This is a genomic window from Nocardioides sp. CER19 (genome assembly GCF_029846275.1).
Lineage (GTDB): Bacteria > Actinomycetota > Actinomycetes > Propionibacteriales > Nocardioidaceae > Nocardioides.
Window position 1 is genome coordinate 626,275 of sequence record NZ_JARVWS010000004.1, and the last position, 25,414, is coordinate 651,688.

Here is a 25,414-nt window from a genome sequence, read left to right on the forward strand (position 1 = left end):
CGCTAGCGGTCGGGTGCCGCCTCGGCGTACCAGAGGCGGGTCTCGCCGTACTTCTTCTCGCGCCACAGCCTCAGGCCCGCGGGCCACGTCGGCTCCGGGCTGCGAGACGCGCGCTCGACGACGACCAGCGCGTCGGGCGCCAGCCAGCCGTTGCTCGCGAGCAGGGCGAGGTCGCGGGCGAGCGCCTCCTCGTCGAGGGGGTACGGCGGATCGCTGAAGACCACGTCGTAGGGCGACCGTGGCGCTCCGGCGAGCACCGTCGGGACCGACGCCGCGACCACGTCGGCTTCCGGGAAGCCCAGCGAGCGGGCGTTGGAGGCGACGAGGGCGGCGGTGCGCCGGTCGGACTCCACGAGCGTCACCGCGGCGGCACCGCGGGACCAGGCCTCGAGGCCGATCGCGCCGGAGCCGGCGTAGAGGTCGAGGAAACGGAGCCCGTGCAGTGAGCCCGCCCAGGAGTCGAGGGCCGAGAAGAGCGCCTCGCGGACCCGGTCGCTCGTCGGCCGGGTCTGGTCACCCTTGGGCGTCGCGAGCCGGCGCCCGCCGGCCGTGCCGCCGATGATGCGCGTCACGAGCGCTCCAGGAACTGGGCGCCCTCGGTGCGCTCGATCTCGGCGACCACGCGGGCCAGCTCCGGAGCGCCGGCCAGGTCGGCGTCGGCATCGAGCAAGGTCGCGGCGGCCGCACGCGCCTCGACGATCGTCTGCTCGTCGCGCAGCACGCGCAGCGTCTGCAGGCTGGAGAAGCGGCCGGACTGGGACGCGCCGAGGATGTCGCCCTCGCGGCGCAGCTCGAGGTCGACCTGGCTGAGCGCGAAGCCGTCGTTGCTCCCGGCGACGGCGTCGAGCCGCAGGCGTGCGGGCGAGCCCAGCTCGGCGTGCGTGACCAGCAGGCAGAGCCCCGGCAGGCCGCCACGGCCGACCCGGCCGCGCAGCTGGTGGAGCTGGGAGACGCCGAAGCGGTCGGCGTCGAGGATGACCATGGCGGTGGCGTTGGCGACGTCGACGCCGACCTCGATGACGGTCGTGGAGACGAGTACGTCGAGCTCGCCGGCCGCGAACGCCCGCATGGTGCGGTCCTTCTCGTCGGGCGGCAGCTTGCCGTGGAGGACACCGACCCGCAGCCCCGCGAGCGGGCCGCTGCACAGCTGCTCGGCCACCTCGACGACCGCGCTGAGCGACCCTGCGGCGACCGGGCCGAGCGGGTTGCCGTCCTCGTCGCGGTCGACCGCGTCGCTCTCGCCCTGCTCCGCCTCGTCGCCGCTGATCCGCGGCGCGACCACGTAGGCCTGGTGACCCTTGGCGACCTCCTCACGGACCCGCTCCCAGATCCGCGACTGCCACTGCGGGTGCTCGGCGAGCGGGACGAGCGAGGTCTGGATCGGTGCCCGCCCGGCGGGCAGCTCGGTGAGGGTGGAGACCTCCAGGTCGCCGAAGACCGTCATCGCCACCGTGCGCGGGATCGGCGTCGCGGTCATCACGAGCACGTGCGGCGGCGTCCCGGCCTTGTCCGTGAGCGCCGCCCGCTGCTCCACGCCGAAACGGTGCTGCTCGTCGACGACGACCAGCCCCAGGTCGAAGAACTGCACCTGGTCCTGCAGGAGCGCGTGCGTGCCGACGACGATGCCCGACTCCCCTGTCACCAGCCGGCTGAGCGGGCCGGTGCGCTGCGACTTCGTCATCGAGCCGGTCAGCAGCTCGACGCCGGTGCCCTCGCCGAACAGCCCGCCACCGGCGAGGTCGCCGAGCATGGCGGTGATGGAGCGGAAGTGCTGCTGCGCGAGGACCTCGGTCGGCGCGAGCAGGGCCGTCTGGCCGCCGGAGTCGACGACGCGGAGCATCGCGCGCAGCGCGACGAGCGTCTTCCCGGAGCCGACCTCGCCCTGCAGGAGCCGGTTCATCGGGTGCGGCTGAGCGAGGTCGCGCTCGATCTCCGCCCCGACGTCGCGCTGGCCGTCGGTCAGGGTGAACGGCAGCCGCTCGTCGAACCGGGCCAGCAGGTCGCCGCCACCGGTGCGAGGCGCGGCGCCGATCGCGCGGGCGAACTGGCGGCGCCGCGCGAGCACCGTCTGGAGGACCAGCGCCTCCTCGAAGCGGAAGCGACGCTGCGCCGCCTTGACCTGCGCCCAGTCCTCCGGGGCGTGGATCCAGTCGAACGCCTGGCGCGCGCCGACGACGTCGTAGGACGACCGGATGCTCTCCGGCACGACCTCGGGCACCTCGTCGACGACCGTGCGCGCGAACCGCGTGGCCCGCATGACCTCCCACGACTCCAGGCCGGCGGTCAGGGGGTAGATCGGGAAGAGCGCGGTGAGCTCCTCGACCGTCATCATCGCCTCGGCGGCCTCGGAGTCCTCCTCGTCCGCGTCGCCGAACAGCACCAGCTGCGGGTTGGTCAGCTGCCAGGTGCCGCGGAAGCTGCCGACCTTCCCCATGAAGACGCCGCGGGTGCCGGCTGCGAGCCGTTTCGCCTGCCAGTGGGTGACGCGGGGGTTCTTGGCGAAGAACGTCATCTGCAGCCGGGGGCCGTCAGTGCCGAGCACGGTCTCGAGGCGGGAGGCGCGCCGGCCGGTCCGGCGGTCGGTGTAGTCCTTCACCTCGCTGCGCACGATCTCCCCCACCACGGTGAGGTAGTCGCCCTCCTGGAGCTGGTCGACCTTGGTCAGGTCGGCGGTGTTGAGGTAGCGGCGCGGGAAGTGGCGCAGCAGGTCGCCGACGGTCTGCAGGCCGAGCCCCTTGGTGAACTTCTCGGCCTTCTTGTTGGCGCCGAGCACGGCGGCGACCGGGGAGTCGAGGGTGATCACGACGGTCTTCCTCCGGGGCTACTCGACGGACATCAGGAGCGGGTATCGGTCCTGGCCACCGTCGTACACCATCACATCGACAGTCGGGTGGTGCGCCTCGACCCAGGCGGCGCAGACGCGGGCCAGCTCGGGGTCGTCGGGGCCGGCTCCCGACACGACGGTCACCATCTCGCCGCCCGCGCCGAGGAGGCGGCCGAGCACGTCGGTCGCGACGGCGGCGAGGTCGTCCCCGACGACCACGAAGTCGCCGTCCACGACGCCGAGCGGGTCCCCGATCTCACACGGTCCGGCCATCGTCATCGCCCGCTTCGCGGCGATGGTGACGGCGCCGTGGCGGACGTGCCGCGCGGTCGCGGTCATCTCGAGGACGTCGCCGTCGAACGTCCGGCCGGGCTCGTGGACCGCCATGGCGGCCAGGCCCTGGACCTGCGCATAGCTCGGGACCACCGCGACCCGGATGCCGTCGTCGGCCTCGGCCGTCCGGGCCGCGACGGCGGCCGCGCGGAGGCTGTCGGAGTCGTTGGGCAGGACGACGACCTCGGCGGCGTTGGTGTCGCGGATCGCCTCCAGCAGCGCACCTGCGGACGGGCGCCGGCCCGGTCCGCCGTCCACCACGACGGCGCCGGCCTCCTCGAAGAGCGCGCGCAGGCCGGCGCCGGCGGCCACGGCGACGACGCGACGGCCGGTGCGTGCGGGGGTACGGGCCGCGGCCTCCAGGTGGTTCACGCGCACGCGATGCGGCCGGCCGGCCGCGATGCCGGCCTCGAGGGCGGCGCCGGCGTCGTCGACGTGCACGTGGACGTTCCACAGCTGGTCCGAGCCGGTGACCACGAGCGACTCGCCCAGGTCGGCCAGCCGCTCGCGGAGGACGGCGACGGCGTCGGGCGTCGCGTCGAGGAGGTACATCACCTCGAAGGCCGGTCCGTCCGGGCAGGCCGGCGCCCCCGGCTGGGGCGAGGGGATCGTGTGCTGCGGCCCGACCCGCGGCGCGACGGGCGTGGGCCGGCGGCCGGTCAGGGCGGTCTCGGCGGCGTCGAGGATCGCCGACAGCCCGCGGCCACCGGCGTCGACGACGCCGGCGTCCCGGAGGACCGCCAGCTGCTCGGGCGTACGCGCCAGGGCGTCGCGGGCGGCGGCGGCGGCCGCGCACAGCACCTCGCCGGTCCTGGCGCCGGTGACCTTCGCCCGCTCCATCGCCGCGTCGCTCGCCGCGCGGCACACGGTGAGGATGGTGCCCTCGACGGGGATGCCGACGGCGGCGTACGACGCCTCGGCGGCCTGCTGCAGGGCCTCGGCCACGACCACTGCCGTCGGCTCGACCACCTGGCGGCCCACGCGCCGGGCGACGGCACCGAGCATCTCGGCCAGGATCACGCCCGAGTTGCCGCGCGCCCCCAGCAGCGCGCCGCGGGCGAACGCCTCGAGCGCGGCCGAGCGGTCCTGGTCCTCGGCCTCGTGCAGCGCGTCGCAGGCGGCCGAGAGCGTGAGGAACATGTTGGTGCCCGTGTCGCCGTCGGCCACCGGGTAGACGTTGAGCGCGTCGATCTCCTCGCGTGCCGCACCGAGGGCGTCGGTCGCCATGTCGGCGAAGCGGGAGAGGACGGCGAGGTCGAGCGGTCGCGCTGCCGACATGCGTCCTCCTCGCCGTCCGGGTAGCCTGATGTCGTCACAGGCTAGTGGGCAGAACCCGGAATCCGGGCACCGCCCGCCGCGGTCGGGACGGTGTGGATTTCATCGGACCGGAGGGCCTGGGATACTCTTTTTCGGTTGCCTGGCGCTGCTCGCCGGCGACGACTGACCTAGTAACGAAATCACTTCAGGAGTTCACGGTGGCTGCCGTCTGCGACATCTGCGCCAAGAAGCCGGGCTTCGGCAACAACCGGCCGTGGTCCCGCAAGATCACGAAGCGTCGCTTCGACCCCAACATCCAGCGCGTGCGTGCCGTCATCAACGGCACCCCGAAGCGCCTCAACGTCTGCACCGGCTGCATCAAGGCCGGCAAGGTCACTCGCTGACCCGCTGACGAAACTGTCACCAGAGCCGCTGCCCGGTTTCGGGCGGCGGCTCTTGTGTTGGGGTGGGCGGCTCCCCTCGGCTGTTCATCGAGGTATGCAGCCGAGTGGTCACTACCCGTGCGGAACTCCGCGCGGGAAGTGCGCATTTCCCTGCATACCTCGATGAACCAGCCGACGGGCCGGTCACAGCCCACAGCCCCACCCGGCGCACGGACCATCCACAGTCCCGACGAGGCCAGCTCCCGACGACGCCCGCCGACGGGGATGGTCCGGGCATGGACATCGACCCCCTGCGCGTCATCGCGGACCGGGACGGCTTCTTCACACGGCGGGACGCCAAGGGCGCCGGCTACGTGGACCGCGAGATCACCCACATGGTCCGGGCGAAGGTGTGGCGCAGGATCCGGCGTGGCGCCTACGTGTTCGACGACACGTGGACGCGGCTCGACGACGTCGCTCGCCACCGCGTCCGCTCGAGCGCGGTGCTCCGCTCCCTCGGGGACGTCGTCGCGCTCAGCCACGCCTCGGGCGTGGTCCGTCACGGCATCGACGTCTGGGGACTCGACCTGGCGCGCGTGCACGTCACCCGGCTCGACGGCGGCGCCGGTCGCGTCGAGGGCGACGTCATCCACCACGAGGGGTTCTGGGTCGACAACGACGTCACCGAGGTCGACGGTCAGCAGGTACTACGAGCCGAACGGTGCGTCCTCGAAGCCGGCTCGCGCACGAGCAACGAGAAGGCGCTCTGCCTCATGGAGGCCGGCCTGCGCGCGGCCCTGTTCGACCGGGCGACGCTCGGGGCGACGTACGACCTGATGCGGCACTGGCCGTTCGCGCGGCACCTCGCGGTCCCCCTCGAGATCGCGAACGCCTGCGCGGGGTCGATCGGCGAGTCCAGGGGGAACTGGCTCTTCCACCGCGCCGGTCTCCCCCGGCCCGAGGCTCAGCACGAGGTACGCCGCGCCGACGGCACCGTCGCCGGCATCTCCGACTGGTGGTGGCGCGACCAGCGCGTGCTGGGCGAGTTCGACGGGCAGGTCAAGTACGGGCGTCTCCTCAAGCCGGGTCAGGCGCCGGGAGACGCCGTCTTCGAGGAGAAGCGCCGCGAGGACGAGCTGCGCGAGCTGACCGGAGCGACGATGGTGCGGCTGATCTGGGCCGACTTCGACATCCCGGCCGTCACCCGCGCCCGGCTCGAGCGCGTCCTCGGACTCGCTGGCTGAGGGTGCCCGGGCTGACGGCCACCCTGCTGATGGTGGCCGATGGTGCCGGCCGCGCGGTCGCCTGCATGTTCATCGAGGTATGCAGCCGAGTGGTCACTTCCCGTGCGGAACTCCGCCCGGGAAGTGCGCATTTCCCTGCATACCTCGATGAACAGACAGCGGCGACCTCAGAAGTGCGTCCACCCCGACGGCCCGTCGTAGGACTCACCGTCGACGGTGACGCCGGTGCCCTCGGCCACCTGCCCGATCACCCGCCAGCCGTCGGGAAGTGCGGCGGCGGAGGGGAAGGTGGCCAGCAGCGCGTGGTCGTCGCCGCCGGTGAGGGCGAACGACACGGGGTCGGCGTTGAGGGCCGCGGCGACCGCCTCGAACGGTTCCGGGATCTCGAGCGAGGACGCCGCGACGTCGATGGCGACCCCGGAGGCGGCGGCGAGGTGGCCGGCCTCGGCCAGCAGGCCGTCGGACACGTCCACCATGGCGGTCGCACCGGCGGCGGCCGCGGCCGGGCCGGCGTCGTACGGCGGCTCGGGGCGCTGGTAGGCGGCCACGACCGCGCGCGGCGACCGGAACCCTCGGCCCAGGACGGCGAGCCCGGCGGCGGCCCAGCCCTGCCGCCCGGCGAGGGCGAGTACGTCGCCCGGGCGGGCGCCCGACCGCAGGACCGGTGCCTGGGTGACCGACCCGAGGACCGTCACCGACACGACGATCTCGCTCGACCGGGTGACGTCACCGCCGACGACGCTGGCCCCGACGAGCGAGCACTCCTCCGCGAAGCCTTCGGCGAAGCCGAGCGCCCACGCGACGGGTAGGTCGGCCGGCGCGGCCAGTCCGATCGTCAGCGAGTGTGCCCGGCCGCCCATGGCGTTGATGTCGGACAGGTTCTGCGCGGCGGCCCGGTGCCCGACGTCGGCGGCCGAGGCCCACTCGCGCCGGAAGTGCCGACCCTCGACGAGCAGGTCGGTGGAGACCACGACATGGCCGTTGCGGATGCGCAGGAGCGCAGCGTCGTCGCCGGGCCCGACGAGCACCTGCTCACCCTGCGGGAAGCGCTTCGTCAGCTCCGCGATCAGTCCGAACTCACCGAGATCCGCCACCGTCTGCTCCACCACGCCTCCATCCCAGCACGACGCGGCGGCCGGGGTCGCGTTGGACACGGCTATGGACAGGAGTGAGCCGCACGATAGGTTGATCGGCGGCCCCAGGGGTCTCACCGCACCGCCCAGCAGTAGGGAGAGCAGCATGGTCGTCCAGGCCTACATCCTCATCCAGACCGACGTCGGCAAGGCCGCCGAGGTGGCCGCCCAGATCGCCAAGATCAAGGGCGTCACGATGGCCGAGGACGTCACCGGCCCCTACGACGTGATCGTGCGCGCCGAGGCCCGCAACGTCGACGAGCTCGGCAAGCTGGTCGTCTCGAAGGTGCAGAACCTCGACGGCATCACCCGGACGCTGACGTGTCCGGTCGTCCACATCTGAGCGTGCGTCGCCTGCTCCGCCCCGTGCCGCTCGCGGCACGGGGCGCCGTGCTGTCCGGAGTGCTGGTGCTGACCGCCTGTGGCGGTCCGGTCGAGATCACTCCCCCGCCGGCCTCGGCACGCGCTGCCTGCGCGAAGCTCGCCGCCGCGCTCCCGACCAAGCTCGGCGACCTGGCGCCGGTCGAGTTCACGCCGAAGGACTCCTACGGCGGCGCCTGGGGCGATCCGCCCGTCACGCTGACCTGCGGGGTCGACGTACCCGACGGCTTCGGCCCGACCTCGGGCTGCGACGTCATCAACGGCGTGGACTGGTACGCCCCCGCGAAGGAGCTCGGCGACAACGATGCCGACGTCACGCTGACCACCGTCACCCTCACGCCGCGCGTGGCCGTGCACATCCCGGCCAAGCAACGCGGCACTACCTCGGCCGCGGTGCTGATCGATCTGGCCGAGCCGCTCAAGAGCTCCCTCACCGTGGGCGCCCGCTGTGAGTGACCGTCCGATGTGGAACCCTGGGCCCCATGAGTGACTTCGAGGGGCCCATCGCCGTCATCGCCGGCGGGCTCAGCCACGAGCGCGACGTCTCCCTGGCGAGCGGACGCAACCTCGTGCGCGAGCTGCGGGCCTCGGGCGTCGAGGTGGCGGCGTACGACTTCGACCGCAACCTGCTCCACGACCTCGAGCGCGACAAGGTCGTCGCCGCCGTGCCGGCGCTGCACGGCCAGTTCGGTGAGGACGGCGAGATCCAGACCCTGCTCGAGCTCATCAGCCTGCCGTACGTCGGCTCCGAGGCCCGCGCCTGCCGGGTCGCCTACGACAAGGCCACCGCGCGCGAGCTGCTGCGGCGGGCGGGCATCCCGGTCCCCGACAGCGTCGGCCTCTCGGCGCAGACGTTCCGCGACATCGGCGCGAACGCGCTGATGGAGCACGTGATGGAGCGGCTCGGCACGCGCGTCGTCGTCAAGCCGACCCGGGGCGGGTCCGCGCTCGGGGTCACCGGCGTCGACGGCCTCGCCGAGCTGCCGTCCGCCCTCGTCGGGACCTACGCCTACTACGACGAGGCCCTCATCGAGCGCTTCTACCCGGGGGCCAACGTGTCGGTCGTCGTCCACGAGACCGACGAGGGCGTCGTGCCGCTCGCGCCGATCGAGATCGACTTCGTCAAGGGCCACGAGTTCGACTTCTCGGCGCGCTACACCGCCGAGTTCGTCGGCCTGCGCCCGCTCGGCCTCGAGCGCGCGGTCGTCGACGAGATCGGGCAGGCAGCCGTCCGCGCCCACGAGGTGCTCGGCCTGCGCGACCTGTCCCGGTCCGACTTCATCGTCGGGCCCGACGGCTCGTTCGTGGTGCTCGAGACCGCGATCACGCCGGGGACCACGGAGACGTCCGTCTTCCCCTTCTCCTGCACCGCGTCCGGCACCAGCCTCGGCGCGGTCGCCAAGGACCTGATCGCCCGCGCGCTCGCGCGGGCCTGACCCGGCGGCGGTCAGCGCAGGCCGGTCGGGCGCTCCAGCGCGAGCTGGATGAGCTCGTCGATCAGCTCCGGGTAGGAGATGCCGGAGGCCTCCCACATCTGCGGATACATCGAGATCGGGGTGAACCCGGGCATCGTGTTGATCTCGTTGATGACCACCTCGCCGTCGGGCATCACGAAGACGTCGACGCGGGAGATCCCCTCGGCCCCGATCGCCTCGAACGCCTGCACGGCGATCTCGCGGACCCGCTCGGAGACGTCGGCCGGCAGGTCGGCGGGCGCCTGCGTCCGCGCGTGCGAGTCAGCGGAGTACTTCTCCTCGAAGTCGTAGAACTGCGCCGCGTCGTGGTCGACGACGATCTCGCCGGGCACCGAGGCCCGCGGCGCGGCGCCGCCGCGGCCGCCGAGGACGGCGCACTCGATCTCGCGGCCGTCGATGCCCTCCTCGACGAGGACCTTCGGGTCGTGGAACCGGGCCTCCTCGATCGCGTCGGCCAGGCCGGTGAGGTCGTCCACGCGGGTGACGCCGAGCGACGAGCCGGCCCGGGCCGGCTTCACGAAGACGGGGAACTTCAGCTCGGCCTGGACCCGCTCGATCATCGCCGACTGGTTCTGCTCCCAGTCGCGCGGCTTGATGACGACGTACGGCCCGACGGGCAGGCCGTGGCCGGCGAAGACGAGCTTCATGTACTGCTTGTCCATCCCGACCGCCGAGGCGAGCACGCCGGCGCCGACGTAGTGGACGCCGGCCAGCTCGAGCAGGCCCTGGATGGTGCCGTCCTCGCCGTAGGGTCCGTGCAGCAGCGGGAAGACGACGTCGACGTCGCCGACCTCGCCGAGGCTGGCGAGCTCGCGGCCGGCGTCGTCGGTGACTTCCGGCAGATGGCCCGCCGTGAGCTCCCAGCGGGCCGGGTCCCCGGAGGCGAGCACCCACCGACCCTCGCGCGTGATGCCGACCGGGAGGACGTCGTACTTGTCCCGGTCGATGGCCTTCATCACGCCGGCCGCGGTCGCCGCCGAGATGGCGTGCTCCCCGGAGCGGCCCCCGAAGACCAGGGCGACGCGGACCTTGCGGGAGGGGGTGTCGGTCATGGTGATCGACCCTACTGAAGCGCCGAAGCGACCTCGTCGAGGCGCGCCCCCCGGGACGCCTTGAAGAGAACCGCGTCACCCGCGCCGACGTGCTCCCGCACCCACGCCACCGCCGCCGCGTTGTCAGCGACGAGCGTGCTGCGCCCCCCCGCGCCCTCGTGGATGCCACGGGCGCCCTCGCCGACGACCAGCACCTGGTCGATCCCGCGCTCGGTCGCGAACGCGCCGACACCCCGGTGCTCGGCGGCGCCGCCCTCCCCCAGCTCCAGCATCTCGCCGAGCACGGCCACCGTCCGTCGGACGTCGGGGTCGGCGCCGATCGAGGCCAGCGCGTCCAGCGCGGCCCGCATCGACTCGGGGTTGGCGTTGTAGGAGTCGTTGAGCACGATGACGCCGTCGGCCAGCTCGCGCAGCTCCATCCGCCACTGCGAGAGGGTCTCGACGCCCGAGAGCGCCTCGCCGATCTCGGCCGGCGTCAGGCCGGCGGCCAGGGCCGCGGCCGCGGCCGCGGCGGCGTTGAGCGCCTGGTGGGCGCCGACGACCTTGAGGGTCACCGGCACCGAGCCCTGCGGCGTCGCCAGCACGAACGACGGCCGGCCGAGGCGGTCGAGCGTCAGGTCCTCGACGTGTACGTCGGCCGACGGCTCGTCCCCGAACGTGACGACCGACCCGTCGGTGAGCCGCGCCATCGCCGCCACCCGCTCGTCGCCGGCGTTGAGCACCGCCGTACCGGTGGGGGGCAGCGCCTGCACCAGCTCGCCCTTGGCCTCGGCGATCGCCTCGCGCGACCCGAACTCGCCCAGGTGGGCGGTGCCGACGTTGAGGACGATCGCGATGTCGGGCCTGACCACGCGGGTCAGCTCGGCGATGTGGCCCTTGCCCCGAGCCCCCAGCTCGAGGACGAGGAACCGCGTGTCCGGCTCGACGCGCAGCGCCGTGAGCGGCATGCCGAGCTCGTTGTTGAACGAGCCCCGGGTCGCCACGGTCGCAGCGGCGTGGCCGAGCACGGCGCCGAGCAGGTCCTTGGTGGACGTCTTGCCCTGCGACCCGGTCAGTCCCACGACCGTCAGGTTCCCCGCCCGGCGCACCTGCGCGACGACGTACGCGGCGAGCTGCTGGAGCGCGTGCTGGGTGTCGGCGACGACGACGGTCGGCAGCTCGGTCGGCCGGCTTCCGAGCACGGCGACGGCGCCGTGCTCCCCTGCCTGCGGGGCGTGCTCGTGGCCGTCGACGCGCTCGCCGACGAAGGCCACGAACAGGCTTCCGGGCCCGGCCTCGCGACCGTCGAGGACGACCGGGCCGGTGACGCTCACGGCCTCGGCCGCGCCGACCACCTCGCCGCCGACCACGTCGGCGATCTGCGACAGGGTCATCGCGATCATGCGGTCACTCCACTGACGATCCCGGGCATCTCGGTCATGGCGAATGACCCTAGAGGCTCCGTCGACCGGTGTCGTCGTCGACCCGCGTCGCCTGGGTGCGTGTCCAGGCGGGGCGGGCCCGGGGAGACCAGCCGGCGCAGCCTCATAGTCTGTGGGCATGGCCGACCTCGCGAAGCCCGCCGCGCTCCGTCCCAGCACCGTCGCCGTCCACGCCGGGCGCCCCCCGCACGAGCCGGACCAGCCGCTCAACGTGCCGATCACGATGGCGTCGACGTACGTCGGCGGCGGGGACAAGGAGTACGGCCGCTACACCAACGACGCGTGGGTCGCGTTCGAGGACACGCTGGGCGCGCTCGAGGGCGGCAAGGCGCTGGCGTTCGCGAGCGGCCAGGCGGCGACGGCCACCCTGCTCGACCTGGTCGACGCCGACAGCGTCGTCGTGGCCGGGCAGTCCTACCTCGGCACCGCCGGCCAGCTGGCCGACCGCGAGTCCCGCGGGCGGGTGAAGACACGGCTCGTCGACGTCTCCGACACCAAGGCCGTCATCGCCGCTCTCGACGAGGACACCGCGCTGCTGTGGCTGGAGTCCCCCACCAACCCCGGCATGGAGCTCGCCGACCTGCCCGCGCTCATCGCCGCGGCGCACGACGTCGGCGCCCGCGTGGTGGTCGACAACACCTTCGCGACCCCGATCCTGCAGCGCCCGCTCGAGCTCGGCGCCGACATCGTCCTGCACTCGGCGACCAAGTACCTCGCCGGCCACTCCGACGTCGTCATGGGCGCCGTCGTCGTGGCCGACCCGTCGCTGTGGGACGTCCTCAAGGGCCGGCGCGACCTGTACGGCGCCGTCCCCGGCCCGTTCGAGACCTGGCTCGCCCTCCGTGGGCTGCGCACGCTGCCGCTGCGGATCGAGCGTGCGTCCGCCAACGCGGCCGAGCTGGCCCGCCGGCTCGAGCAGCACCCGGCCGTGACTGAGGTCAGGTACCCCGGCCTGGGCGCCATGCTCGCGGTCGTCCTCGCGACCCCGGAGCAGGCGGAGCTGCTCACCCACAGCACGCTGCTGTGGGTGCACGCGACCTCGCTCGGCGGCGTCGAGTCGACCTTCGAGCGGCGCCGCCGGTGGAAGGGCGAGGCCCGCGAGGTGCCCGAGGGGCTGGTGCGGCTCTCGGTCGGCATCGAGGACGTCGCCGACCTCTGGGCCGACCTCGAGCAGGCGCTCGACCGGCTCTGACCCCGCCGGACCGGACTCAGTCCGTCTCGGCCTTCGTCGGACGGCCGAGCACGGCGTCCATCATCTCGGCAGCCGTCATCCGGCCGCCGACCACGTCGTCGACGTACTGCGCCACGGGTGCGTCCACGTCGTTGCGCGCGGCGAGCTCGCGCAGCGAGTGGCACGACTTCGCGCCCTCGGCCACCTGCCGGGTCTGGGCCACGATGTCGGGGACCGACATGCCGCGGCCGAGGTTCTCCCCGAACGTGCGGTTGCGCGACAGCGGCGAGGAGCAGGTGGCGACCAGGTCGCCGAGGCCGGCGAGCCCCATCAGCGTGAGGGGGTTGGCGCCGAGCTTCACCGCCAGGCGCGCGGTCTCGGCGAGCCCGCGGGTGATCACCGACGCGGTGGTGTTGTCGCCGAAGCCGAGCCCGGCGGCCATGCCGGCCGCGATGCCGACCACGTTCTTGTAGGCGCCGCCGATCTCGCAGCCGATCACGTCGGTCGACGTGTAGGGCCGGAACGCGGCGCTGTGCACCCGCGCCTGCAGCATCTGGGCGACGCCCTCGTCGGTGCAGGCGACCACTCCGGCGGCCGGTTCGCGACGGGCGATCTCCGGTGAGAGGTTCGGCCCGCTGATGACGGCGATCCGATCGGGACCCGCGCCGGTCACGCCCGCGATGACCTGGCTCATCCGCTCGAGCGTGCCGAGCTCCACACCCTTCATGAGCGAGACGAGGACGGCCTGGTCGGGCAGGAACGGCGCCCACTCGACGAGGTTGTCGCGCAGCGTCTGCGAGGGCGTCGCGAGGACGACGACGTCGGCCTCGTGCACGGCCTTCTCGACGTCATGGGTGGCCGAGATGGCCGGCGGCAGCTGCACCCCGGGGTGGTAGTCGGCGTTCTCGTGCTGCTCGTTGATCGCCTGGGCGACCTCCTCGCGGCGTGCCCAGATGGTGACCTCGTTCCCCGCGTCGGCGAGGACGATCGAGAAGGCGGTGCCCCAGGATCCCGCGCCGAAGACGGCGACCTTCCCCGTCACTTCGTCCTGGGCTTCTTGTTCGGGTTGCCGGTCGCGCGTACGCCGGCCTTGCGCGGGTCGAACAGCTCGGCCGGTCGCGGCTCGCCACGCACGTCGGCGACGAGGTCGACGATCGCGTCCATGATCCGGTGCGTCGCCTCCGCGACGACCTGCACGGTGTGCTCCTGCTCGACCAGGTCGCGGAGGTCGACCGGGTCGCCGACCTTCATCCGGACGGTCTTGCGCGGGAACGGGTGCGGCCGCTTGGAGTAGGCGGGCAGCAGCTGCTGCGCGCCCCACTGCCCGACCGGGATGACGGGGGCGCCGGTCGCGAGCGCGATGCGGGCCGCGCCCGACTTGCCGACCATCGGCCAGCCGGCCGGGTCCTTGGTGATCGAGCCCTCGACGTAGACGACGACGAGCTCGCCGGCGTTGACCGCCTTGACCGCCTCATCGAACGCGCGCGCCCCGGCGCTCGAGCGCTCGACCGGGATCTGCCCGGCGGCGCGGAGGAACCGAGCCAGCCACTTGTTCTTGAACAGCCCCGACTTCGCGAGGTAGCGCGACTGCCGGCCGTAGTCCCACGAGAGGTGGGCCGCGGTCAGCGGGTCGATGTGCGACACGTGGTTGAGCGCGAGGATGCACCCGCCGGTCGCGGGGATCTTGTCGCCGCCCTCCCAGCGCTGCTTGGTCGTCGAGAGGAGGACCGGCTTGACGATCGCGACCGCGATCGCCCATGCCCAGCCGCGCTTGTGCCCCAGCTTCCGGTACTTGCCCACGAGGAAGGAGGCTACCGGTCCCCTCGCGCGTTCCGCGTCAGCGTCACCTGGGAAGATCGTCGCGATGCCCACGCACGTCGTCCTGCTCCCCGTGAAGCCGCCAGCCCGCGGCAAGTCGCGCCTCTCCGAGCTCACCGACCCCGTACGCCGGCGGCTCGCCGAGGCCTTCGCCCTGGACACCGCCCAGGCCTGCCTCGACGCGACCTCCGTCGGCGCGGTCCTCGCGGTCACCGACGACGCCGGCTTCTCGGCCGACCTGACGGCGCTCGGCTGCGTCGCGATCCCCGACGGCGTCAGCGACGACCTCAACGGCACGCTCGTCCAGGCGGCCGCCGAGGCCGCCCGGCGGTGGCCGGACCTCGTCCCCGTCGCGCTCACCGGCGACCTGCCCGCCCTGCGCGCGGCCGACCTCGACGCGGCCCTGTCGGCGGTCCCGGCCGGCCGGCCGGCGTACGTCTCGGATGCGGAGGGCGTCGGGACGACGCTCTACACCGCCGCGGTCCGGGAGTTCTCGCCGCGCTTCGGCGACGGCTCGCGGGCCGCGCACGACGACGCGGGCGCCCTGCCGGTGGCCGGGAGCCTGGCAACGCTGCGGCGCGACGTCGACGCGCTGGGCGACCTCCGAGCGGCGATCGCGCTCGGGCTCGGGCCGCGCACGGCGGCGGTCGTCGCCGACCTCGACCTCCCCTGAGAGACGCCGAGCGGGCCGCCTCGACGAGGCGGCCCGCTCGGCGATCAGGAGTCAGGACTTCTTGGCCGCAGCCTTCTTCGAGGCCGGTGCCTTCTTGGTCGTCGATGTCTTCGCGGTCGACGTCTTGGCGGTCGACGTCTTGGCGGTCGACGTCTTCTTGGCGGCCGACGTCTTCGACGGTGACGACTTCGACGGCGTCGCCTTCGAGGCCGCTGCCTTCGTCGGGGCTGCCTTCTTGCTGGCCGCGCCCTTCGTCGAGGCGGTCTTGGTCGACGCGCTCTTCGAGGCGGCCTTGGCGGGCGCCTTCTTCGCCGAGGCGGTGCTCGCAGTGGACTTCGCCGGCGACGACTTCTTGGCGGCTGCCGACTTGGTGGTCGTGGTCCGCTGGGAGGCCGACTTCTTGCCGGCCGGCGTGTGGCTGGCGGCGACCTTCACCGGCGGCGCCGACGCTGCCTTCTTGCCGGGCAGGGTGGGCAGGGCCAGCTTGGGCAGCTTCTTGACGCCGGAGACGACGTTCTTCAGGTCCGCGCCGGCGCTGAACTTGGGGACTGACGTCTTCTTCGTCTTGATCTGCTCGCCGGTCTGCGGGTTGCGGACCATGCGGGCGGGCCGGACTCGCTTCTCGAACGAGCCGAACCCGGTGATGGCGACCTTCTCCCCGCGAGCGACCTCGCGGGTGATGGTGTCGAGCACGGACTCGAGCGCATGTGCTGCGGCCTTCTTGTTGCCGTCGAAGCGCGCGGCAAGCGCGTCGATGAGCTGGGACTTGTTCACGATCGGCCTTTCCGTACGAGCTCGCAAGCCGGGCCTGCTGCCCGACGTCATAGATCGCACGCTAATGAGGAGTGCCCACCTCCGACACCATCACGCGCGTGTCGGCCGCCGAAATCTCCCTCGAACGCGGAAAAGTGCCGGCTCCCGAGGCGGGAGCCGGCACTTTCGCCGAGCAGGGTGCGGTCAGAGGGTGGCCGGCTTCCACGCCGGCCGCGAGCCCTCGTACGTCGCGATGTCGGACTCGTGCGAGAGGGTGATGCCGATGTCGTCGAGTCCCTCGAGCAGTCGCCAGCGGGTGTAGTCGTCGATGTCGAACGAGTCGGCGACCTCGCCCCCGGGGGTCGTCACGGTCTTCGCGTCGAGGTCGACGGTGATCTGCCCGCCGGGGTTGTCGTCGAGGTAGTCCCACAGCGCCTGGACGACCTTCTCGTCGACGAGCGCGGTCAGCAGCCCGGCCTTGCCGGAGTTGCCGCGGAAGATGTCGCCGAAGCGGCTGGAGATGACCACCTTGAAGCCGTAGTTCTGCAGCGCCCAGACGGCGTGCTCGCGGGACGACCCGGTGCCGAAGTCGGGGCCGGCGACGAGGACGGTACCGGCGCTGTAGATCGGGTTGTTGAGCACGAACTCCGGGTCGTTGCGCCACGCGGCGAAGAGCCCGTCCTCGAAGCCGGACCGGGTCACCCGCTTGAGGTAGACGGCCGGGATGATCTGGTCGGTGTCGACGTTGCTGCGCTTCAGCGGGACGCCGACGCCGGTGTGAGACGTGAACTTGTCCATCTTTGCTCTTTTCGTAGGTCGAGTGGCCGCCGAGGAACGAGGCGGCCTATCGAGACCGGGATCAGGCGTCGGCGCCGACGGGCGCGAGGTCGGCGGGCGAGGAGAGGGTGCCGCGCACGGCGGTCGCCGCTGCGACGAGCGGGGAGACCAGGTGGGTGCGGCCACCCTTGCCCTGGCGGCCCTCGAAGTTGCGGTTGGACGTCGAGGCCGAGCGCTCGCCCGGCTCGAGGGTGTCGGGATTCATGCCCAGGCACATGGAGCAGCCCGCACCGCGCCACTCGCCGCCGGCCTCCTTGAAGATCACGTCGAGGCCCTCGTCCTGCGCCTGCAGGCGGACCTTGACCGAGCCCGGTACGACGAGCAGGCGGGTGTGCTCGTCGACCTTGCGGCCCTCGAGCACCGCGGCCGCGGCGCGCAGGTCCTCGATGCGGCCGTTGGTGCAGGAACCGATGAAGACGGTGTCGACCTTGATGTCGCGCAGCGGCGTACCCGCCTCCAGGCCCATGTAGGCGAGCGCCTTCTCGGCGGCGACGCGGTCCTGCGGGTTGTCGAAGTCCTCCGGCGCCGGCACGGCCGCGCCCAGCGGCGCACCCTGCCCGGGGTTGGTGCCCCACGTGACGAACGGGGTGACCTCGGCGGCGTCGAGCACGAGCTCGCGGTCGAAGACGGCGTCCTCGTCGGTGACGAGCGTCTTCCAGTGCGCGACCGCGGCGTCCCAGTCGGCGCCCTTCGGCGCCTCCGGGCGGCCCTCGATGTAGTCGAACGTCGTCTGGTCCGGCGCGATGAGGCCGGCCTTGGCGCCCCACTCGATCGACATGTTGCAGATCGTCATGCGGGCCTCCATCGAGAGCTCGCGGATCGCCTGCCCGCGGTACTCGACGATGTAGCCCTGGCCGCCGCCGGTGCCGGTCTTGGCGATCAGCGTGAGGATGAGGTCCTTGGCGGAGACACCCTCGGGCAGCGAGCCGTTGACGGTGACGGCCATGGTCTTCGGCTTGGCCTGCGGCAGGGTCTGGGTCGCGAGCACGTGCTCGACCTCGGAGGTGCCGATGCCGAACGCGATCGCGCCGAACGCACCGTGGGTGCTGGTGTGCGAGTCGCCGCAGACGATGGTCATGCCCGGCTGGGTCAGGCCGAGCTGCGGGCCGACGACGTGGACGATGCCCTGGTTCTCGTCACCCAGCGGGTGGAGGCGTACGCCGAACTCCGCGGCGTTCTTGCGCAGCGTCTCGACCTGGGTGCGGCTGACCGGGTCGGCGATCGGCTTGTCCCAGTCGACGGTCGGGACGTTGTGGTCCTCGGTGGCCAGGGTCAGGTCGGGCCGACGTACGGGCCGTCCGGCGAGGCGGAGGCCGTCGAAGGCCTGCGGGCTGGTCACCTCGTGGATGAGGTGGAGGTCGATGTAGAGCAGGTCCGGCTCACCGGGGGTCGACCGGACGACGTGCTCGTCCCACACCTTCTCCGACAGGGTCCTGCCCATCACGATCTCCTTCATCTCAGCGGTCGTCGTCGACCGCCTTCCAGCGTGCCCTTCGGAGCCTACGCTTGCATCCCACAAAGTGAGATATTAGTCTTGCATTATGGACAACGGCAGCGGCGTAGGCGTTCTCGACAAGGCGGCTCTGGTGCTCACCGCGCTGGAGTCGGGCCCGGCGACACTCGCCGGTCTCGTCTCCGCGACGGGGCTCGCCCGACCGACCGCGCACCGTCTCGCCGTCGCCCTCGAGCACCACCGCCTCGTCGCCCGCGACATGCAGGGCCGCTTCGTGCTCGGGCCGCGGCTGGCCGAGCTCTCCGCGGCCGCCGGCGAGGACCGCCTGCTGGCGACGGCCGGCCCGGTGCTGGCCCGGCTGCGCGACATCACCGGCGAGTCCGCCCAGCTCTGGCGCCGGCAGGGCGAGTCGCGTGTGTGCGTCGCCGCCGCCGAGCGCCCCTCCGGCCTGCGCGACACGATCCCGGTCGGGTCGCAGCTCACCATGCGGGCGGGTTCCGCCGCGCAGGTGCTGCTCGCCTGGGAGGACCCCGAGCGGATGCACCGCGGCCTGCAGAACGCCGCCTTCTCGGCCGCCGCCCTGTCCGGCATCCGCCGCCGTGGCTGGGCGCAGTCCGTCGGCGAGCGCGAGGCTGGCGTCGCCTCCGTGTCCGCCCCGGTCCGCTCCCCCGGCGGCAAGGTCATCGCGGCCGTGTCCGTGTCCGGCCCGCTCGAGCGGCTCTCCCGCCAGCCCGGCCGCATGCACGCCCCCGCGGTCCTCGCCGCCGCCGAGCGGCTGTCCGAGTCGCTGCGTCGCGCGGCGGAGTAGGTGCGCGGCTGCTGGATGCCCATCGAGGTATGCAGCCGAACCACCACTACCCACGCGGAACTCCGCACGGGAAGTGCGCACATCCCTGCATACCTCGACGAACATGCGGGCCCGCTGAATGCCCATCGAGGTATGCAGCCGAACCACCACTACCCACGCGGAACTCCGCACGGGAAGTGCGCACTTTCCTGCATACCTCGACGAACATGCATGCCCGCTGAATGCCCATCGAGGTATGCAGCCCCACCACCACTACCCACGCGGAACTCCGCACGGGAAGTGCGCACTTCCCTGCATACCTCGACGAACACTCACCCCAGCTTCCCCAGCGCCGCAGCGGCGTACGTCAGCGCCGCGAGCGTCTCGCCGTCGAGGATCTCTCCGCGGCCGACCATGGCCACGAGCTCGGGCCACGGGACGGCCTCGGTGCCGACGATCCCCTCCTCGAGCATCTGGTCACCGCCGACAGCGGTCAGCCCGCGGGCCAGGTAGACGTAGCCCGGGGCGTCGGCGACGCCATTGAGGGAGAACACCTCGCCGAGCAGCCGCCAGTCGGCGGCGACGTGGCCGGTCTCCTCGTGGAGCTCGCGACGGGCCGCGTCCAGCGGGTCCTCGCCGTCGGTGCCGCCGGCGGGGATCTCGAGGCTCTCGCGCCCCATGGTGTAGCGGTACATCCTGACCAGCAGCACCTCGCCGGCGTCGGTCACCGGCACGACGAAGACGGCCGGGTTGCGGACCTCGACCACCCCGTAGATCCCGTCCCCGCCGTCCGGCCGGACGACGTCGTCCTCGCGGACACGGATCCAGCGGTTCTCGTAGACGGTGCGGGACGCGCGGGTCTGCCAGGACATGGGCCCAGGCTAGAAGCCCTAGAAGAGGGACTCGGTCTCCAGGTCGAGCAGGAGCTGCTTGCGCTCGAGGCCGCCGGCATAACCGGTCAGCGTGCCGTTGGCGCCGATGACGCGGTGGCACGGGATGACGATCGGGATCGGGTTGCGGCCGTTGGCGAGGCCGACCGCGCGCGACGCCGCGTTGGTCATGCCGAGGCGGTGCGCGATCTCGCCGTACGTCGCCGTCTTGCCGAAGCCGACGACCAGGAGCTCCGCCCACACCCGCCGCTGGAACGGCGTCCCGTCGGGCGCGAGCGGGAGGTCGAACTCGGTGAGTTCGCCGGCGAAGTAGGCGCCCAGCTGACGTGCGCACTCGACGAGGACCGGGTGGTCGTCGTCGCGGTCGCCGAGCGGGCGGCCGAGGGCCTCGCGGAACGGCGAGAACTCGATGGCCGTGATGGCGCCGTCGTGCTCGACGAGGCGCAGGTCGCCGATGGGCGACTCGATGACTGTCCACATCAGGGGGTCTCCTCCAGATCGAGGTCGAGGCTGTGCCAGAGGTGCATGAGGGCGTAGGAGCGCCAGGGGCGCCACGCCTCCGGTTCAGGGGTGCCGCCGAGCCTGGCGAGGGCGCGGCGCACGCCGATGTCGGTCGGCAGGAAGACGTCGGGGTCTCCCAACGCCCGCAGGGCGATGTAGTCGGCGGTCCACGGGCCGATGCCGGGCAGCGCGACCAGCCGGGCACGTACGTCGCCTCGGTCGGCGCCCCGGTCGAGGGCGATGTCACCGTCGGCGAGCGCCGCGGCGAGGCCGGCGATCGCCCGACCGCGCGACCGTGGCATCGGCAGCGTCTCGGGGTCGACGGCCGCGAGCGTCTCCGCGCGCGGGAACAGGTGGGTCAGCCCGTCGACGTCGGTCTCCACCGGCTTGCCGTGGGCCTCGACGAGCCGGCCGAGCACGGTGCAGGCGCCGGCGACGCTGACCTGCTGGCCGACGACCGTCCGCACGGCGAGCTCGTCGCCGTCGACGTGTCCGGCGACCCGCAGGCCCGGCGTACGGCCGACCAGTCGCCCGAGCACGGGGTCGCCGCCGAGCTGCTCCCCCACGGCGACCGGGTCGCAGTCGGCGTCGAGCAGGCGGCGGGCCCGCTCGAGGGCGGCGGCCGTGTCGCGGAGGTCGGTGAGCCGGAAGGTCGCGTGCATGAACGCGGTCTGGCCGCGGTCGAGCGCGTCGGCCAGGTCGAGCCTGACCGAGCCCGGGCCGTGCGGCAGGTCGAGGGTGCGGGCGTACCACCCGTCGCCGGCGGTCTCGACGCCCGCGACCGCGTGCCCGGCGAGGAACGCGTGCAGGGCGCGCCCCGCGAACGGGGTCCGCACGGCCAGGCGCATCTCCACCGTGCCGGTGCCCGCGCCCGATCGGTGGGCATGGCCGCGGCGGCGGCGCAGCTCGCTCGGGGTCACGGCGTAGACCTCCCGCACGGTGTCGTTGAACTGCCGCACGCTGGCGAACCCGGCGGCGAACGCGACGTCGGCGAAGCCGAGGGCGGTTGTCTCGATGAGGACGCGCGCCGTCTGGGCGCGCCGCGCACGAGCGAGCGCGAGCGGTCCGGCGCCGAGCTCGGCGGTCAGCAGCCGGCTGAGGTGGCGCGGGGTGTAGCCGACCCGACGGGCCACCCCGTCGACGCCCTCCCGGTCGACCACGCCGTCGGCGATCAGCCGCATGGCACGGCCGGCGGCGGTGCCGGCGACGTCCCACTCCGGGCTGCCGGGGGTGGCGTCGGGGAGGCACCGCTTGCAGGCGCGGAAGCCGGCGGCCTGGGCGCTCGCGGCGCTCGGGTGGAACGTGACGTTGGCGAACGACGGGGTCCGTGCCGGGCACGACGGGCGGCAGTAGATCCCGGTCGTGCGTACGGCGGTGTAGAACGTGCCGTCGAAGCGACGGTCACGGCTCTGCACGGCCCGGTAGCACACCTGCGGATCAAGCGACATGCCTTCATCCTGCCCCACCGCGCCGACAGGATCTGGCGGGATTCGGACACGGCGGTTCAGGGGTGCGCTAGCGCTGTCCGGTGGCGCGGGCCATCAGCCGCTGGACGAGCCCGATCGCCGGCTTGGGCGCCACGCGGATGGCCGTGCTCATCAGTCGCGAGTCGACGCCGACGTAGATGTGCAGCCGGTCCTTCTGCAGCCCGTTGAGCATGATCCCCGCCGCCTTCTCGGCGCTCAGCATGGGGATCTTGCTGTCCGAGGCCTCCGGCACGCCCGCCGTGACTCCCGAGTTCTCCGTGATCGCGGTCCGCACTGCGCCCGGGAAGATCGCCGAGACCCGGACGCCGGTGCTGCTGAGCTCGGCGTACAGGCCCTCGGTCAGCAGCTTCACCGCCGCCTTCGAGGCGCCGTAGACCGTCTGGCCCGGGAACGGGAAGAAGCCGCCCATGCTGGAGACGTTCGCGAGGTGGGCCTCGGGCCGCTCCAGCAGCAGCGGCAGGAACGCCTCGACGACGTGGTAGGCGCCGAAGAAGTTCACGTCCATCACACGTCGCGTGTCGCCGTAGTCGAGCTCGGCGACCGGGGCGAACGGCTGGATGATCCCGGCGTTGTTGATGACGCCGTCGACGGCTCCGTGCGCACCCACCACGGCCTCCGGCAGCGCGCGTACGGCGACCCGATCGGTGATGTCGACGACGTGGGTGCTCAGCCGCTCACCGGCCCTGGCCAGCCCGGCCGTCTCGGCGAGCGTCTCGGCGCGCAGGTCGACGGCGGCGACCCGCGCGTTCCGGGACAGCAGCTGCAGCACGAGCTCGCGACCCATGCCGGCGCCCGCGCCGGTCACCACCCATACCTTGCCCTCGATGCGCACCCCCCGAGCGTAGGCCCGCTCGGCCGATCTGCTGCCAGACCGAGCCCGGTGCTGTCAGGATCCGGACATGCCACGGACCGCTGACGCCCGCGACCGCCGCACGATCCTGGTCGTCATCGTCAGCACGCTCCTGGTGCTCGCGGTCGCCACGGCGGCCACCGTCGTGCTGGCCTACCGGCACCTCGAGGGCCGGATCACGACCGGGAGCGCCATCAAGCACTCCGTCAGGAAGTCGCACCGGCCGAAGGCGCCGCTCAACCTCCTGCTCCTGGGCACCGACACGCGCGACTGCGACGGCTGCAAGATCGACGGCGAGTCCGGCAAGGGCGGTTCGGACGTCACGATCCTGCTGCACGTCGCTGCGGACCGCCGGTCGGCGTACGGCATCTCCATCCCCCGCGACTCGCTCGTCGACCGCCCGGCCTGCGCGAAGACGTCCGGAGGGCAGTCGCCGGCGGTGACCGACGTGATGTGGAACGACGCCTTCGCAGTCGGCGGCGCGGCCTGCACGGCCCAGCAGCTCGAGCAGCTCAGCGGCATCTACGTCGACCACTACCTGACCGTGAACTTCGCGGGCTTCATCAAGATGGTCGACGCCGTCAACGGTGTCGACGTCTGCATCCCGAAGGCGGTCGACGACACCGAGCACCACATCCACCTCGCCGCGGGGCAGCAGACGCTGCACGGGAAGCACGCGCTCGACTACATCCGCGAACGCAGCTCCACCCCCAACTCCGACCACGGCAGGATGAAGCGCCAGCAGGCATTCCTCGCCTCGCTCATCAACAAGGTCTTCTCCGCCGGCACACTGACCCGACCCGACCGGCTCTACGAGTTCGCGGACGCGCTGGCCGGGTCGATCACGACCGACCCCGACATCAACGGCCTGTCCGACCTGGTCAAGCTCGCCCGCCAGCTGCGGCACGCCGACCTCCAGCACATCCAGTTCGTCACGGTGCCCAACGAGGACTTCCCCCGCGACAGCCCGGACTGGGGCCGGGTCCGCATCCTCCCGACCGCCAAGCGGCTGTGGCGGCGGGTCGCGGCGGACCGACCGCTCGGAAGTGGCTTCAGCGACGAGGCGATCACCGCCGGCGCCCCGCCCAACGCGAGCAGTACGTCGACCGGCTCACCGACCGGCTCACCCACCGGCTCACCCACCGGCTCACCCACCGGCTCACCGACGAGCGCGCCCACGACGACGCCCACCCGATCGGCGCAGGACGCCGCCGCGAACGGGCTCTGCACCTGATGCAAGGGTGTCGCGCGGGCGCCGTGGTCTGCTAGACAGCGCTGGTGTTCGGGTCACTCACCGACCCGCAGTGGGCGGGCCTCTCGTTCGTCTTCCTGGGGATGGCGCTCATCTGCGGCATGCTGCTGCGGCGCATGGTCCCCTGGCTCGCCGCCGTCTACATCCCCGCGAGCGTGCTGGCCGGCTTCCTCGTCCTGCTCGTGGGGCCGCAGGTGCTCGGGAAGGCGACCGGCGGCTGGAGCCTGATCCCGGACGAGGCCGTCCGCGTGCTCTCGGTACTGCCGGGGCTGATGATCAACATCGTCTTCGGCGGCATCATGATCGGCAAGCGGCTGCCCTCCGTCCGGCGGATCTGGAAGGACGCCGCGCCGCACGCGATCCTGGGCAGCGTCTTCTCCTTCGGCCAGTTCGCGATCGGCGGCCTGGCCGTCACGTTCCTCCTGACCCCTGTCTTCGGGCTCCCCGACGCGGCCGGCTCCATCATCGAGATGTCCTTCGCCGGCGGACACGGCACCATCGCGGGGATGGGCGGCCTGCTCGAGGACGCCGGGGCCTCGGAGCTGGTCGACATCGGCCTCGGGCTCGCCACGATCAGCATGCTGACCGGCGTCATCGGCGGCACGCTCCTGGTCAACTGGGCCGTCCGCAACCCGCACGTCGACGTCGCCCGCGAGCACACGACGACCCGCTCGACGGCGAGCCGGCTCAGCGACGTACCACCCAACGAGGGCGACTCCACCGACGACGTCGGACTCGGCTCCCTGAGCCGCGGCGCGGGCGCCATCGCGGTGGCGGTCTTCCTCGGGTTCCTCATCCTGACGGCGCTCCGTGGGATCGCGACCGCGTTCGGCTCCGACCTCTTCGACCGGTTCCCCCTGTTCCCCTTCACCGTGATCGGCGGGTTCGCGGTCCAGCTCGCGCTCACCTGGACCCGGCACGAGGACCTCGTCGAGCGCCGGACGGTCAACGACATCACCGGCCTGTCCCTCGACGTCCTCATCGCCGCGGCGATCGGCACGCTGTCCATCGCGACGCTCGGCGCCAACGTCCCGGCCATCGTCATCCTGACGGCGCTCTCCCTCGCGTGGAGCGTCATCGGGTTGCTCTGGCTCGGGCCGAGGCTCTTCGCCGACGAGTGGTTCGGCCGTGGCATCGCCGACTACGGGCAGTCCCAGGGCAACGTCGCCACCGGCTTCGTCCTCGCCGAGATGGCCGACCCGGCCCACACCACGGGGGCCGCGATGGGGTACGGCTACAAGCAGCTGTTCTACGAGCCGTTCCTCGGCGGCGGAGTCCTCACCGCGCTGAGCGTTCCGATCATCGTCGCGGTGGGCTCGCTCGCGTTCGGGATCGCCTCGGCGGTCATCACGGTCGGGTTCGTCGTCTGGGGCGTCACGCGCGGTCGCCGGGTTCGGGGCCAACCGGTTGACGGCCCCTGACTGTCATCACGTTCGTGC

The 25,414-nt window shown here is 72.6% G+C and carries 25 protein-coding genes; 10 read left to right on the forward strand and 15 right to left on the reverse strand.

Features of this window, described 5'->3' with window-relative positions; genetic code table 11:
* Positions 1 to 2: 2 nt before the first annotated feature.
* The 3 genes from rsmD to QDS12_RS22495 are packed head-to-tail and all read right to left on the reverse strand — an operon-like array spanning position 3 to position 4,435.
* The gene (gene rsmD / locus QDS12_RS22485; RefSeq protein ID WP_279883375.1) at positions 3 to 572 is read right to left on the reverse strand and encodes a 16S rRNA (guanine(966)-N(2))-methyltransferase RsmD; all 570 of its coding nucleotides are present in this window, start codon (positions 570 to 572) and stop codon (positions 3 to 5) included.
* A complete protein-coding gene (locus QDS12_RS22490) occupies positions 569 to 2,803 on the reverse strand; it encodes an ATP-dependent DNA helicase RecG (RefSeq protein ID WP_279883378.1) in 2,235 nt (744 codons plus the stop codon). Before QDS12_RS22490 ends, rsmD begins: the two co-directional genes overlap by 4 nt.
* An 18-nt stretch (positions 2,804 to 2,821) precedes the next feature.
* Positions 2,822 to 4,435: a DAK2 domain-containing protein gene (locus QDS12_RS22495; RefSeq protein ID WP_279883382.1), complete on the reverse strand. Its 1,614-nt coding sequence runs from the start codon at positions 4,433 to 4,435 to the stop codon at positions 2,822 to 2,824.
* Between the two features lie 197 nt (positions 4,436 to 4,632).
* Here QDS12_RS22495 and rpmB point away from each other — a divergent pair, with 197 nt between their 5' ends.
* Positions 4,633 to 4,818 (forward strand): 50S ribosomal protein L28, encoded by a 186-nt coding sequence (rpmB, locus tag QDS12_RS22500; protein ID WP_279883384.1) that lies wholly within the window; start codon positions 4,633 to 4,635, stop codon positions 4,816 to 4,818.
* A gap of 275 nt (positions 4,819 to 5,093) precedes the next feature.
* Positions 5,094 to 6,041: a type IV toxin-antitoxin system AbiEi family antitoxin domain-containing protein gene (locus tag QDS12_RS22505; RefSeq protein WP_279883387.1), complete on the forward strand. Its 948-nt coding sequence runs from the start codon at positions 5,094 to 5,096 to the stop codon at positions 6,039 to 6,041.
* Between the two features lie 167 nt (positions 6,042 to 6,208).
* Here the strand turns inward: QDS12_RS22505 and QDS12_RS22510 are convergent, their stop codons facing one another.
* Complete coding sequence (locus QDS12_RS22510; protein ID WP_279883527.1) at positions 6,209 to 7,147, reverse strand: thiamine-phosphate kinase; 939 nt, start codon at positions 7,145 to 7,147, stop codon at positions 6,209 to 6,211.
* 133 nt (positions 7,148 to 7,280) lie between these two features.
* Between QDS12_RS22510 and QDS12_RS22515 the strand changes: the two genes are divergently transcribed.
* Genes QDS12_RS22515 through QDS12_RS22525 form a run of 3 tightly spaced genes read left to right on the forward strand, consistent with a single transcriptional unit; the run spans position 7,281 to position 8,991 of the window.
* On the forward strand, positions 7,281 to 7,517 hold the full coding sequence (locus tag QDS12_RS22515; RefSeq protein WP_279883390.1) for an Lrp/AsnC ligand binding domain-containing protein: 237 nt from the start codon (positions 7,281 to 7,283) through the stop codon (positions 7,515 to 7,517).
* Between the two features lie 2 nt (positions 7,518 to 7,519).
* Positions 7,520 to 8,011, forward strand: coding sequence for a DUF3515 family protein (locus tag QDS12_RS22520; RefSeq protein ID WP_279883393.1), 492 nt, complete (start codon positions 7,520 to 7,522; stop codon positions 8,009 to 8,011).
* Positions 8,012 to 8,037: 26 nt separating this feature from the next.
* Entirely contained in the window at positions 8,038 to 8,991 is a 954-nt protein-coding gene (locus QDS12_RS22525; RefSeq protein ID WP_279883396.1) for a D-alanine--D-alanine ligase, read from the forward strand.
* An 11-nt stretch (positions 8,992 to 9,002) separates the two neighbouring features.
* Here QDS12_RS22525 and QDS12_RS22530 read toward each other — a convergent pair whose 3' ends face one another.
* Together QDS12_RS22530 and murF are read right to left on the reverse strand one after the other, a co-directional pair.
* Complete coding sequence (locus QDS12_RS22530) at positions 9,003 to 10,082, reverse strand: D-alanine--D-alanine ligase (protein WP_279883399.1); 1,080 nt, start codon at positions 10,080 to 10,082, stop codon at positions 9,003 to 9,005.
* 11 nt (positions 10,083 to 10,093) lie between these two features.
* Positions 10,094 to 11,464 carry a UDP-N-acetylmuramoyl-tripeptide--D-alanyl-D-alanine ligase gene (murF, locus tag QDS12_RS22535; RefSeq protein WP_279883402.1) on the reverse strand — a complete coding sequence of 457 codons (1,371 nt, stop codon included), beginning with the start codon at positions 11,462 to 11,464 and terminating at the stop codon, positions 10,094 to 10,096.
* A gap of 157 nt (positions 11,465 to 11,621) precedes the next feature.
* On the opposite strand from murF, the gene QDS12_RS22540 reads away from it, so the two are divergent.
* Positions 11,622 to 12,695, forward strand: coding sequence for a PLP-dependent aspartate aminotransferase family protein (locus QDS12_RS22540; RefSeq protein WP_279883404.1), 1,074 nt, complete (start codon positions 11,622 to 11,624; stop codon positions 12,693 to 12,695).
* Between the two features lie 16 nt (positions 12,696 to 12,711).
* On the opposite strand, the gene QDS12_RS22545 is transcribed toward QDS12_RS22540, so the two are convergent.
* Positions 12,712 to 13,716 (reverse strand): NAD(P)-dependent glycerol-3-phosphate dehydrogenase, encoded by a 1,005-nt coding sequence (locus QDS12_RS22545; protein WP_279883407.1) that lies wholly within the window; start codon positions 13,714 to 13,716, stop codon positions 12,712 to 12,714.
* Positions 13,713 to 14,474, reverse strand: a complete 762-nt coding sequence (locus QDS12_RS22550) for a lysophospholipid acyltransferase family protein (protein ID WP_279883409.1) — start codon at positions 14,472 to 14,474, stop codon at positions 13,713 to 13,715. Before QDS12_RS22550 ends, QDS12_RS22545 begins: the two co-directional genes overlap by 4 nt.
* 64 nt (positions 14,475 to 14,538) lie before the next feature.
* Here QDS12_RS22550 and cofC point away from each other — a divergent pair, with 64 nt between their 5' ends.
* Positions 14,539 to 15,165, forward strand: coding sequence for a 2-phospho-L-lactate guanylyltransferase (gene cofC / locus QDS12_RS22555; RefSeq protein ID WP_279883412.1), 627 nt, complete (start codon positions 14,539 to 14,541; stop codon positions 15,163 to 15,165).
* A gap of 51 nt (positions 15,166 to 15,216) precedes the next feature.
* Here cofC and QDS12_RS22560 read toward each other — a convergent pair whose 3' ends face one another.
* The 3 genes from QDS12_RS22560 to leuC form a co-directional block, all read right to left on the reverse strand.
* Positions 15,217 to 15,939 carry an HU family DNA-binding protein gene (locus tag QDS12_RS22560; RefSeq protein WP_279883415.1) on the reverse strand — a complete coding sequence of 241 codons (723 nt, stop codon included), beginning with the start codon at positions 15,937 to 15,939 and terminating at the stop codon, positions 15,217 to 15,219.
* Between the two features lie 183 nt (positions 15,940 to 16,122).
* Positions 16,123 to 16,716: a 3-isopropylmalate dehydratase small subunit gene (leuD, locus tag QDS12_RS22565; RefSeq protein WP_279883418.1), complete on the reverse strand. Its 594-nt coding sequence runs from the start codon at positions 16,714 to 16,716 to the stop codon at positions 16,123 to 16,125.
* Between the two features lie 61 nt (positions 16,717 to 16,777).
* Positions 16,778 to 18,196: a 3-isopropylmalate dehydratase large subunit gene (leuC, locus tag QDS12_RS22570; RefSeq protein ID WP_279883421.1), complete on the reverse strand. Its 1,419-nt coding sequence runs from the start codon at positions 18,194 to 18,196 to the stop codon at positions 16,778 to 16,780.
* Positions 18,197 to 18,296: 100 nt separating this feature from the next.
* On the opposite strand from leuC, the gene QDS12_RS22575 reads away from it, so the two are divergent.
* On the forward strand, positions 18,297 to 19,016 hold the full coding sequence (locus QDS12_RS22575; protein WP_091123107.1) for an IclR family transcriptional regulator: 720 nt from the start codon (positions 18,297 to 18,299) through the stop codon (positions 19,014 to 19,016).
* A 311-nt stretch (positions 19,017 to 19,327) separates the two neighbouring features.
* Here the strand turns inward: QDS12_RS22575 and QDS12_RS22580 are convergent, their stop codons facing one another.
* From QDS12_RS22580 to QDS12_RS22595, 4 genes are all read right to left on the reverse strand, one after another.
* Positions 19,328 to 19,867 (reverse strand): NUDIX hydrolase, encoded by a 540-nt coding sequence (locus QDS12_RS22580; protein ID WP_279883424.1) that lies wholly within the window; start codon positions 19,865 to 19,867, stop codon positions 19,328 to 19,330.
* Positions 19,868 to 19,885: 18 nt separating this feature from the next.
* Positions 19,886 to 20,365 carry a methylated-DNA--[protein]-cysteine S-methyltransferase gene (locus tag QDS12_RS22585; RefSeq protein WP_279883427.1) on the reverse strand — a complete coding sequence of 160 codons (480 nt, stop codon included), beginning with the start codon at positions 20,363 to 20,365 and terminating at the stop codon, positions 19,886 to 19,888.
* Positions 20,365 to 21,834 (reverse strand): Ada metal-binding domain-containing protein, encoded by a 1,470-nt coding sequence (locus tag QDS12_RS22590; RefSeq protein ID WP_279883429.1) that lies wholly within the window; start codon positions 21,832 to 21,834, stop codon positions 20,365 to 20,367. Before QDS12_RS22590 ends, QDS12_RS22585 begins: the two co-directional genes overlap by 1 nt.
* Positions 21,835 to 21,901: 67 nt before the next feature.
* Positions 21,902 to 22,705: an SDR family oxidoreductase gene (locus QDS12_RS22595; protein ID WP_279883432.1), complete on the reverse strand. Its 804-nt coding sequence runs from the start codon at positions 22,703 to 22,705 to the stop codon at positions 21,902 to 21,904.
* 67 nt (positions 22,706 to 22,772) lie between these two features.
* Between QDS12_RS22595 and QDS12_RS22600 the strand changes: the two genes are divergently transcribed.
* Together QDS12_RS22600 and QDS12_RS22605 are read left to right on the forward strand one after the other, a co-directional pair.
* Positions 22,773 to 23,957, forward strand: a complete 1,185-nt coding sequence (locus tag QDS12_RS22600) for an LCP family protein (RefSeq protein WP_279883434.1) — start codon at positions 22,773 to 22,775, stop codon at positions 23,955 to 23,957.
* Positions 23,958 to 24,001: 44 nt separating this feature from the next.
* On the forward strand, positions 24,002 to 25,396 hold the full coding sequence (locus tag QDS12_RS22605; RefSeq protein ID WP_279883436.1) for a sodium/glutamate symporter: 1,395 nt from the start codon (positions 24,002 to 24,004) through the stop codon (positions 25,394 to 25,396).
* Positions 25,397 to 25,414 lie beyond the last annotated feature (18 nt).